Genomic DNA, 9,667 nt, shown 5'->3' on the forward strand with positions numbered 1-9,667 from the left:
GCCGCCGCTGCCGGTCACGTCGGCGCCCGACCGCTCGCCGGCCTGGCCGGCCGGCGTGGTCGGCACCATCACCCACACCCGCGGCTACTGCGCCGCCGCCGTGGCCCGCGCCGTGGAGGTCCGGTCCGTCGGCATCGACGCCGAGCGGCACAAAGAGCTCGACCCAGGGGTACGCCGGTTGATCTGCTCCTCCCAGGAGGAGGAGCACTGTGCACGGCTACCCGTCGGGGTGTCCTGGCCGGTGGTGCTGTTCAGCGCGAAGGAGACCGTCTACAAGGTCTGGCATCCGATCGTGGGCAGCTGGCTGGACTTCCACGACGCGGTGGTGGAGCTGGACCCGTCCTCCGGGACCTTCATCGCGCGGATCTCACCGGCGAAGGTCGCGGCGGCACCGGTCGCGGACCCGCCCACGGTGATCACCGGACGGTTCGCGATCGAGCCGGAGCTGGTACGCACGGCCGCCGTGCTCCGACACCGCTGAGCCCGGTCACGCCGGACCGGCCTCCTCGACGGTCACCGCGACCGGTCCCACCCGCAGGACGCCGTCGTCCAGCGGTGTGCAGCGGACGCCGCCCCGGCGGCGCAGGGCCTTGAACGCACCAGGGCCGATGGTGACGTCCATCCAGGCGCACGGGTTCGCCGGGCGGTTGACCCGCAGCCGCACCGGGCCGTCCCCCGAGTCCAGGGTCAACACCGACCCGACCAGCTCGTCCACAGCGAGGCCGACGGTCAGGATGTTGCGGCGGACCTGTACCAGGTCGACACCGGGCGGCAGCGACTCCCGCGCGATGATCGTGACGCTCGCGGCACGGTGCGCCGGCTTGCCGAAGTAGCGGTCACCCACGACGCCGAGACCGGCCCGGATGCTGATCGCCTCCACCAGCTCGTTCGGCGGGGCCGGGGCGGGGCCGTCCGCCGGCCGGCCCACGAGACGGTGGACGGGTGAGGCCAGCAGCTGGACGATCTCGGGCACCGGTTGAGTCTAGGGAGTGAGCTGCACATCCGGGCTCAGCCTGTGGACAAGCTCGCACGTTGTCCACAGGCGGGAGGCGCTGCGGTTCAGTCTCCGCTCGGGCTGGCGATCCCTTGCTCGGCGCGGTAAGGCCGCTCAGTCGAAGTCGAAGATGCTGTGACGGTCGTAGAAGTGCAGCACGTACCGGCAACGGCGGCAGATCATCAGGGTCATGCGGTGGCTCGTGAACCCCCACCGGCTGTCCTGGCGGGCCTCTTCCTGCTGGAACTCCGTGCCTCGACACAGCGGACAGGAGAGCTGGGGTGCGGTCATGGCGGCGAGTGTAGGAAGCCGCCGCCATCGGGACGGCATTGCCGGACAGTGGGCTGGCATGATCCGCCCGTGCGAAAGATCGTGATGCTGGTCGGGCTCGTCGTCGCGCTGACCGCCTGTGGGTCGGTCGGTGAGATCCGTCCGGACAAGCGCTACCGGATGTCGTCGGCTTCGATGGAGCCGACGCTCAGCGAAGGCTCCCCCTTCGTCGCCGAGGTGGTGGAGCCCGGCAACTACCAGCCGCGTACCGGTGACGTCGTGGTGTTCACCCCACCGGAGACGTGGCCCTCCGGAGAGTTGGACGAGGTGTGGGTCTTCCGGGTGCTCGCGGTCCCCGGGGACACCATCAGTTGCTGCGATCCGCAGGATCGGGTCATCCGTAACGGCACGCCGCTGGACGAGCCCTACGCCAGGAAGACGGAGTACGACCCACCAGCGGTCTTCGAGCCCGTCACCGTGCCGGCCGGGAACGTCTTCCTCCTCGGCGACCACCGGGGCCTGGCCAACGACTCCTCGTACAACGGAGCGGTGCCGGTGGAGAACGTCATCGGCGTCGTCAAGCTGTGAGTGTTCCGCCGGCCGGGCCTAACCTAGACTGAGGTCGTGCTCCTCCAGCGCGGTCTGGATGATCCCGAGTGCCTTGAGCCCCACGCCGTGCAGCCTGGCCAGCTCCGCGCGCGGCACGCCGGCAAGCTGGCGCAGCGTCGTGTAGCCGGCGTTGTTCAACGCCCGCGTCGCCGGCGCGCCGATCTTCGGCAACGTGTCGAGGGCGGAGCTCATGCCCGTGATGCTAAGCCTCGGCGCGGTGCGGCTGGCACCCGCTGAGCGGCCGTCCTCGCTCCAGCCGGCTTTCTCACTCCGCGTCGGCGTCCTCGATGCGGATCCTCAACGCGCCGGCCAGGGTGTAGGACAGGGCGACGAGATCCTGATGGGCGACCACCGCGCCTCCCATGCTCGCCACTCCACCGATCCCCAGGAGGACGCAGTTGGCGAACCGGGTCCCCTCCATCGTCGCCTGCGAGAACTGCGCACCGGTCAGATCACAGTTGGTGAACCGGCCACCGCTGAGGTCCGCGTTCTGGAAGTCCGCCCGGGTCAGATTGCACCCCTCGAACAGCACGCTGGAGAACTTGGAGAAGCGGAACGACGACAGGTCGAGCCGGCAATCCGAGATCGTCACATCGCGCAACGCCCCGTTGATCCAGTGCATCCCGGTCATCCGCACGGCCGACAGCCGCGTACGGGTCATCGACGACTTCTCCGCTCGCAGGTTCGCGAGGTTCGTGCTCTCGAACAGGCAGTCGGTGAACGCTGCCGCGTCGAACTGCGCGGCACTCAGGTCCGATCCCCGGAAACGGCACTGCGCGAATTCCACGCCCTCCGCCGACCGCCCCGACAGGTCACGGTCGAAGAACCCCAGCCCGCGGAACATGGCCTCGTTCTCAAGCTCATGGTCCTCGGTGGCCAGTCCCAACGACGACGGAGGCCGCGGTTTCACCGGTGCCCGCCACCGACCACCACTACCCGCCCGGACAGCCATCCGCCGAACATAACCGAGGCGGCCCTGCTCGTGGTCAAGGCGTCGCTGGCCATGCTTCAGCGAACCCGTCGCCACCACCACGGCCAGTCCTGCGGTGCGGTCGGATCCGGCCAGGTGATCGCCCGATACTGGCGGTCCAGGGGGGCGATGAGCCGGATCAGCGCACCGTGAGACCAGGCGGGCATCTCCTCCAAGACCCACTCCAGTCGGTCGCGCGGTTCGTCCGGCCCGCAACAGGAGCACCCGTAGTACCGGCTGTCCGAGCTGTACCCGCCCGGCTTGTAGACAAATGATCGCCACGATCGATATGCCGAGCCGAACGACCGATCCAAGCGACGGAGTCGAAGCTCCGTGGCCACCCGAGGCGGCATGACCGGCAGGCGGGTGCAGTCCACGCGCTCCTGCTCGGGCTCTCTGCCAAGGGCGCGCAGAGCGCCCGGACGCTTACGCCCCATGAACCTTTCGATGGTCTGTCATGATCCGGAGCATCCCACCACACGATGTGGTTGTCCAGGCGGATTCATGGCCCGCACGGTGCCGGCGTCGGCCCGCGTTTGGCGTGCGGCTGTGGATCAGTCATGCGGGCTCAGGTGGAAGGACGCCTTGCTCACGCAACCACGCCTCCAGCTGTTCAGCGGTGGCGTCGGCCGGCGGTCCGTAGTTGAAGTACGCGGGGGGTGCGACCGAGACGCCCTCGACAATCTGCCGCTCGTCGTCCTCGCTGGCGTTGGGGTCCAGGTCGAGCGCCCACAGCGACGACATGGAAAAGATCGCGAAGCCCGGATCGAACACGTACCCGATGTCGAACGGCGTCCCGTGGTGGCCCATCGCAGAGAGGTCGGCCACCACGTCCTCCATGAACCTGTAGGTGAGCTGCACACCGTTGAAGAAGACCTCGTCGCCGCCGTGATGACCGCTGTAGGCGGCCTCAACCAGCTCCACTCTGTCGTCCCGGTCGTACGTGACCACCAGCATGGGGTCCGACGCGTAGACCGCCCTTTGGTCTCGGCCGGGATGAGCCGGCGAGCCGAGTCGCTGCTCCACCTCTTCTCGGTGGTCACCGATCTTCACCCCGCCGACGCCAACTCCAGGCATGATCTCCACAGCCCAGCAGTCTGGGCGAAGCCGCAACCAACAGCCAACCCGCTGACGAAGGCCGAGATCGGACAACAGCCACGCGATCCAGCCTCATCCGTAGGCGTACTCGTCCACGTCAAGCTCTGCTCGCGTCAGTCGGAGGAACTGCAACACCCGGGCATCAATGTGCCAGCCCAGCAACTGGTGCTGGCCAGAGAGCTTCTGCAAGCCCTCGTACGGGCTGGTCAGGTCCTCCTCCTCGCCGTCCGGATGCTCGAACACACGGACGACCTGCAGCACGCTCGCGCCCGGCTCTCCATCGATGGCGTCCAGCTCTGCGGCAAGTTCGCCGATGCGTTCCGCGTGGTCGAAGAGCCGATCCACGATCCGGTTGATCTGCTCGTCCACCGTCAACCCAGGCTTGCGGCAGGCGATCTTCCACCGGTGGCGGGCGGGCCTGGACGGGCTGGCCACGCGGCTGCCACGAACGGCAATCTCGTCTGCTTCGATGTCGAGCCTCCCTGTGATCTCGGCGGCCGAAACCCGCTCGGAGCTCAGCGCGAAGTACACGTACTGCGAGACGATCACCGAGGGACCCTACCTGCGCACGTACCCTCGGCGGTGCTGTACAAGATCGAAAAAGGCCGTCTCCCACCACGGGAAACGGCCTTTTACCTTGGGTGGAGCTGAGGGGATTCGAACCCCTGACCCCCTCGATGCGAACGAGGTGCGCTACCGGACTGCGCCACAGCCCCTCCGCCGGCGAACCGGCATCGGTCCCACCCGGCTTTCACCGGGCGGGCCGGCGACAAGGCTAACAGGTCGCGCCCCTCCACCGCGAATCGCCCTCGGCGCGCCGCCGCCCCGTCGCACCCCAAGATCCACTCGGGATCACTGAAGTCGTGGCATCCCACCGACCAGGACAGCCCGACATCAATGAAGCCGAGTCGATCAAGAAATAAGACAGAGCGACCGTCAGGCCGAGTGGGAGCCCCGGCCGGACTGGTAGGGGCGCCCGCGCAGCCCGCCACCGGTCCGCCGGTAGGACACCGAGCCCCCGTTGGCCGCCGCCGGCAGGTCGGCCGGGCGGTCCAGGCCCATCGCGGCACGGCGTACCGCCTCGCGCTGGGCCGCCAGGCGGCGCTGCGCCTCCCGGCGGGCCGCCGCCCGGCGGGCCTGCTCCCGCCGGACCTCGGCCTGGCGTGCGGCCAACCACGCCGCCTCCCGGGCGTGCGCGCGCCGCCGCCGACCGTCCGCCAGGGCCCTCGACCGCAGGTGTACGACGTACACGACGAGCAGCATGCCGGTGACCGCGAAGCCGATCCAGAATCCGGGGCCGACCACCGCCACGCCGACCAGCTCGACGACGTTGAGCAGGAGAAGCGCGGCGAGGACGCGACGCCGGCGGTACACGGCAGGGGTGTGCTGCCGACGGGGCGGTGGCCGCCGGCGCGAGCGGTTGCGCGCGGGCGGTACGGCACGGAGCCGGCCGGAGCGGCGCACCTGCGCGGGCGGCGCGGAAACCGGCGGAGCGAGAGTCCCAGTGACGGGATCCTCACTGAGGGTGACGACGAGCGCACGCGGCGGATGCAGGGGCTGGCGCCCCGGGACAGTACGACGCCGCCGGCGGCGCTGGAGCACCCGCGCCGTCGACAGCGCCCGCTCCGCCGCCAGTCGCTCGGTGGCGTCGTACCGACGAACCAGCGCCGGGGCGAGGGCGAGCAGACCGGCGGCGGCGAGGACGGCGAGGAGCACCGAGGTCGGCACCCTCACCCCTCCCGTCACCGAGTTCGGGGCAACCGCCGCCCGGCCGCAGGATCTTCCACACGTCGCCCGGAGGCGCGTGGATCGTACGGTCAGGCAGCGCTTGCCGCAGCTTGCAGTTACTTGAGGTTACGGGCGGGCACACCGGATCCTGCCACGCCGCGCCGATCGTCACGCGTGGGACGATTCACCTGATGGTCGCGCGCACCCGGTGCCAGCGGGCCAGCAGGCCGCCCTCGGCGGCGACCTCTTCGCTGGTCATCGCGTAGCCGATGTGGTCGCGCCAGGCGCCGTCGATGTGCATGTAGCGCACGTGGTACGCCTCCTCGCGGAAGCCCAGCTTCTCCACCACCCGGCGGGACGGCCGGTTCTCCGGCCGGATGTTCACCTCGATCCGGTGCAGGCCGCCGGGCCCGAAGGCGTGGTCGACGGCGAGCGCCATGGCGGTCGGGATGACGCCCCGCCCGGCGACCCGGGAGTCCACCCAGTAGCCCACGTACCCGGAGCAGAACGCCCGCCGGACGATGCTACCCACGTTGAGGTGCCCGACCAGCCGTTCCCGCCCGTGCTCGCGCAGGCAGACGGCGAAGGGCATCCCCTCACCGGTACGCGCCGAGCGGCGCTGGTCCCGGTACACCCAGCGGAACGCGGCCGGCGAGTTCAGCTCGCTCCAACTGCCCGGCAGGGTCGACTCCCACGGCGCCAGCCACGCCCGGTTGGCGCGGCGGATCTCCGACCACGCGGCGGCGTCGGAGCGTCGGTACGGCCGCAGCACCACCGCACCGTCGGAGAGCACCACCGGCCATCCGGGCGGCCGGCCCCGCAGGAAGCTCACCGGCGCCGGTCCAGGAGCAGGACGTCCACCGTGGACCCGGCGGCGGCGGTGGTCACCCGCTCGCCGAGCACCAGCAGCCCGTTCGCCTCCGCCAGCCCGGAGAGCGTGAACGGCCCGCCGCTGAGCGGCTGGACGGTGTAGCCGCCGCCACGCCGCTCGGCCACGTGCGCCGGGCGGAACTCGCGGAGCCCGCCAGGGGACGAGACGGTCTCCAGCAGGTGCGCGCGGACGCTGGGCCGGAACACCGGCTCCGCGCCGGCGAGCAGGTTGATCGCCGGCCGGGCCAGCACCTCGAAGCCGATCAGGGCGGCGCCCGGATCGCCGGGGAGGCACACCACCGGCACCTCCTCCGCGCCGACCGTGCCGAAGCCGAGCGCGGTGCCGGGATAGAGCGCCACCTCGGTGAAGGTGACCGGGCCGGCCCGGCTGCCCTCGCGGCGGGACAGTATCCGGCGGACCATGTCCCCCGGCCCGGTCCCGGTGCCGCCGGTGGTGATGATCAGGTCGGCGCGCAGGGTCTGGTCCTCCAGCAGCCCACGCAGCCCCTCCGGGTCGTCGTCGCAGATGCCCACCCGGTACGCGTGCGCGCCCACCTCGGCCGCCGCGGCCGTCAGCGCGTGCGAGTTGGCGTCGACCACCTGGCCGGGCTGGCTGGCCCGGCCGACGTCGACGAGTTCGTCCCCGGTGGCCACGATGACCACCCGGGGGCTGGGCCGGACCACCACGTGCCCGATGCCCGTGGCGGCGAAGACGGCGACCAGGGCCGGGGAGACGTACGTGCCGGCGCGGGCGAGCAGCGTGCCGGCGGGCAGTTCGGCACCGGCGCGGCGGACGCCGTACCCGCGCTTGGGCACACGGTGGATCTCGACGGCGGCCATGCCCTGGTCGGTCCACTCCACGGGCACCACCACGTCGGCGGTGATCGGCAGCGGCGCGCCGGCGGCCACCGAGAAGCAGGCGCCGGGGGTGAGCCGGACCGGCCGCCAGCTCGCCGCGCCGAGGTCACCGACCACGTTGAGCCGAACGGCCCGCCCGCCCGGCCCACCCGGCTGGGCCGGGACGTATCCCACGCCCCGGCCGCCGGAGGAGATGTCCTCCCAGCGGGCCGCGTACCCGTCGACGGCGGCCTGGTCGAAGGCCGGGAAGGAGTGCGGCGCCACGACATCCTCGGCGAGGACGTTCCCGTGCGCCTGGGTGAGGTCGAGGTCGAGTGGCGGCAGCGCGCGTAACCTGCGCAGCACACTGCCCAGGTAGTCGGCGAGCGGCGTCAACTCGTTCGCGGCCGCCTCGGCGTCGGCCGTCGCGGTCATGTACCGGTCACGCCCGACGCGTCGGTGTTGACGAACTCGGTCAGCCACTTGCGGAACTCGGCGCCCAGGTCGTCTCGCTCGGCGGCGATCTGCACGACGGTCTGGAGGTAGCCCAACGGCATGCCGGTGTCGTAGCGGGTGCCCCGGTAGACGATCGCGTGCACCGGAGTGCCCTCGTTACGCAGCAGCTCCATCGCGTCGGTCAACTGGATCTCGCCGCCGCTGCCCGGCTTCGTGCGACGGATCGCGTCGAAGACGGCGGCGGGCAGCACGTACCGGCCGAGGACCGCGAGGTTGCTCGGCGCGTCCTCCGGCTGGGGCTTCTCCACCATGCCGGTCACCCGGACGACCTCGCCGATGTCGGTCAGCTCGCCCTCCGCCGGCTCCACCGACGCGATGCCGTACCGGCTGGTCTCGGCCGGGTCCACCTCGAAGAAGGCGAGCACCACGCCGCCGGTGCGCGCCTGGAGCTCCAGCATGGCCGGCAGCAGCGGCTCGGAGGGCTTCACGAACTCGTCGCCCAGCAGCACCGCGAAGGGCGCGTCGCCGACGTGCGACTCCGCGTACCCGACGGCGTGTCCCAGACCGAGCTGCTCGGGCTGCCGGCAGGTGTAGATGGCGGCCAGTTCCTCGGTCCGCTTGACCGCGGCGAGGATCTCGGGCTTCTTCGCGAGCCGCTCCTCCAGGTCGGGGCGCCGGTCGAAGTGGTCCACCATCGACGTCTTGCCGCGCCCGGTGATCAGCAGGACGTCGCCGATGCCGGCCTGGGTGGCCTCCTCGACGATGTACTGCAGGACCGGCCGGTCGACCACCGGAAGCAGCTCCTTGGGCACCGCCTTCGTGGCCGGCAGGAAGCGGGTGGCCAGGCCGGCGGCGGGGATGACGGCCTTGACGGCGCGGGGACGACCGGATGCGGCGGTCGTCGTTGAGGGCTTAGCTGAGTGCTCCGACATGTCGCGAGACTATCGGCCACGGCTCTGTCGTGGCGGGTGAGGACCGGAAGACGCGCCGCCGCCGGGGGCCGGAAACGGCGAGCCGGGGACCGGGATCTCCCGCACCGGAGGGGCGGCGTGCCGCACGGTCGCGACCCGCCAGGTGTCCCGGCCGCCGGCCTTGGCGGCGTAGAGCGCGTCGTCGGCCGCGTCCAGCACCTCCTGCCCGGTGCCGGCGTGGTCCGGATAGACGGCGATGCCGATGGAGACGGTGACCCGCACCGGCAGCGACGTGCCGTGCGCGTCCACGGTGATCGGGGTGCCCCGGACCACCGCGCCGAGCCGCTCGGCGACGATGACCGCGCCCCGGGCGTCGGTCTCCGGCAGCAGCAGCACGAACTCCTCGCCGCCCTGCCGGAACGCCAGGTCGACCTCGCGGATCTCGCCGCGGATACGCCGGGCGAACTCGGCCAGGACGGTGTCGCCGGCCGTGTGGCCATGGGTGTCGTTGACGGTCTTGAAGCGGTCCAGGTCGAGGGCGAGGACGCTGAGCATCCGGCCGAACCGGCTGGCCCGCTCCACCTCGCGGCGGATCGACTCGCGCAGGTAGCGGTAGTTCCACAGCCCGGTCAGCGGATCGGTCAGCGACAACCGCTGCGCCTCCTCGTGCACCCGGACGTTGTCCACCGCCACCGCCGCGTGCCCGGCGAAGGTGCGCAGGGTGATCAGGTCGTCGTCGTCGAACTCGTCCCCGCCGAGCCGGTCGTAGAGCGCCAGCACGCCCAGCGCACCGGCCGGCGCCGCCTCGGTCCCGTCCCCCCGGGCCGGCGGCTCCGGACCGTCGGCGGGGGCCGGGGCGGCGAACGGCACCGCGACGTACGTCCGGCAGGGCGGCTCCCCCGCTGTCACCGCACCGGGCTCCAC

At 71.5% G+C, this 9,667-nt stretch carries 13 protein-coding genes and 1 tRNA gene; 2 read left to right on the plus strand and 12 right to left on the minus strand.

Features of this window, described 5'->3' with window-relative positions; all coding sequences use genetic code 11:
• The coding region (locus AB0I76_RS15330; RefSeq protein WP_357034912.1) for a 4'-phosphopantetheinyl transferase superfamily protein at positions 1-481 on the plus strand (481 nt) is incomplete at its 5' end.
• Positions 482-487: 6 nt separating this feature from the next.
• Here AB0I76_RS15330 and AB0I76_RS15335 read toward each other — a convergent pair.
• Positions 488-973, minus strand: a complete 486-nt coding sequence (locus AB0I76_RS15335; protein ID WP_357034915.1) for a molybdenum cofactor biosysynthesis protein — start codon at positions 971-973, stop codon at positions 488-490.
• A 135-nt stretch (positions 974-1,108) separates the two neighbouring features.
• Positions 1,109-1,285 (minus strand): hypothetical protein, encoded by a 177-nt coding sequence (locus tag AB0I76_RS15340; RefSeq protein ID WP_357034918.1) that lies wholly within the window; start codon positions 1,283-1,285, stop codon positions 1,109-1,111.
• Positions 1,286-1,354: 69 nt separating this feature from the next.
• Between AB0I76_RS15340 and lepB the strand changes: the two genes are divergently transcribed.
• Positions 1,355-1,852, plus strand: coding sequence for a signal peptidase I (gene lepB / locus AB0I76_RS15345; protein ID WP_357034921.1), 498 nt, complete (start codon positions 1,355-1,357; stop codon positions 1,850-1,852).
• 18 nt (positions 1,853-1,870) lie between these two features.
• Here the strand turns inward: lepB and AB0I76_RS15350 are convergent, their stop codons facing one another.
• From AB0I76_RS15350 to AB0I76_RS15395, 10 genes are all read right to left on the minus strand, one after another.
• The gene (locus tag AB0I76_RS15350; protein WP_357034924.1) at positions 1,871-2,065 is read right to left on the minus strand and encodes a helix-hairpin-helix domain-containing protein; all 195 of its coding nucleotides are present in this window, start codon (positions 2,063-2,065) and stop codon (positions 1,871-1,873) included.
• A gap of 73 nt (positions 2,066-2,138) precedes the next feature.
• Complete coding sequence (locus AB0I76_RS15355) at positions 2,139-2,906, minus strand: pentapeptide repeat-containing protein (RefSeq protein ID WP_357034927.1); 768 nt, start codon at positions 2,904-2,906, stop codon at positions 2,139-2,141.
• A gap of 495 nt (positions 2,907-3,401) precedes the next feature.
• Complete coding sequence (locus AB0I76_RS15360; RefSeq protein ID WP_357034948.1) at positions 3,402-3,920, minus strand: hypothetical protein; 519 nt, start codon at positions 3,918-3,920, stop codon at positions 3,402-3,404.
• A gap of 93 nt (positions 3,921-4,013) precedes the next feature.
• The gene (locus AB0I76_RS15365) at positions 4,014-4,490 is read right to left on the minus strand and encodes a DUF4279 domain-containing protein (protein WP_357034930.1); all 477 of its coding nucleotides are present in this window, start codon (positions 4,488-4,490) and stop codon (positions 4,014-4,016) included.
• Positions 4,491-4,583: 93 nt separating this feature from the next.
• Positions 4,584-4,657 (minus strand) — tRNA-Ala (locus AB0I76_RS15370).
• 220 nt (positions 4,658-4,877) lie between these two features.
• Entirely contained in the window at positions 4,878-5,675 is a 798-nt protein-coding gene (locus AB0I76_RS15375; protein ID WP_357034933.1) for a hypothetical protein, read from the minus strand.
• A 178-nt stretch (positions 5,676-5,853) separates the two neighbouring features.
• The gene (locus AB0I76_RS15380) at positions 5,854-6,501 is read right to left on the minus strand and encodes a GNAT family protein (protein ID WP_357034936.1); all 648 of its coding nucleotides are present in this window, start codon (positions 6,499-6,501) and stop codon (positions 5,854-5,856) included.
• Positions 6,498-7,811, minus strand: a complete 1,314-nt coding sequence (gene glp, locus AB0I76_RS15385; RefSeq protein WP_357034939.1) for a gephyrin-like molybdotransferase Glp — start codon at positions 7,809-7,811, stop codon at positions 6,498-6,500. The genes AB0I76_RS15380 and glp overlap by 4 nt, the downstream gene beginning before the upstream one ends.
• Positions 7,808-8,764, minus strand: coding sequence for a UTP--glucose-1-phosphate uridylyltransferase (locus tag AB0I76_RS15390; protein WP_357034942.1), 957 nt, complete (start codon positions 8,762-8,764; stop codon positions 7,808-7,810). Before AB0I76_RS15390 ends, glp begins: the two co-directional genes overlap by 4 nt.
• A gap of 9 nt (positions 8,765-8,773) precedes the next feature.
• A partial coding sequence (locus AB0I76_RS15395) for a sensor domain-containing diguanylate cyclase (RefSeq protein WP_357034945.1) occupies positions 8,774-9,667 on the minus strand: 894 nt, incomplete at its 5' end.

The organism is Micromonospora sp. NPDC049799 (assembly GCF_040656655.1).
Lineage (GTDB): Bacteria > Actinomycetota > Actinomycetes > Mycobacteriales > Micromonosporaceae > Micromonospora.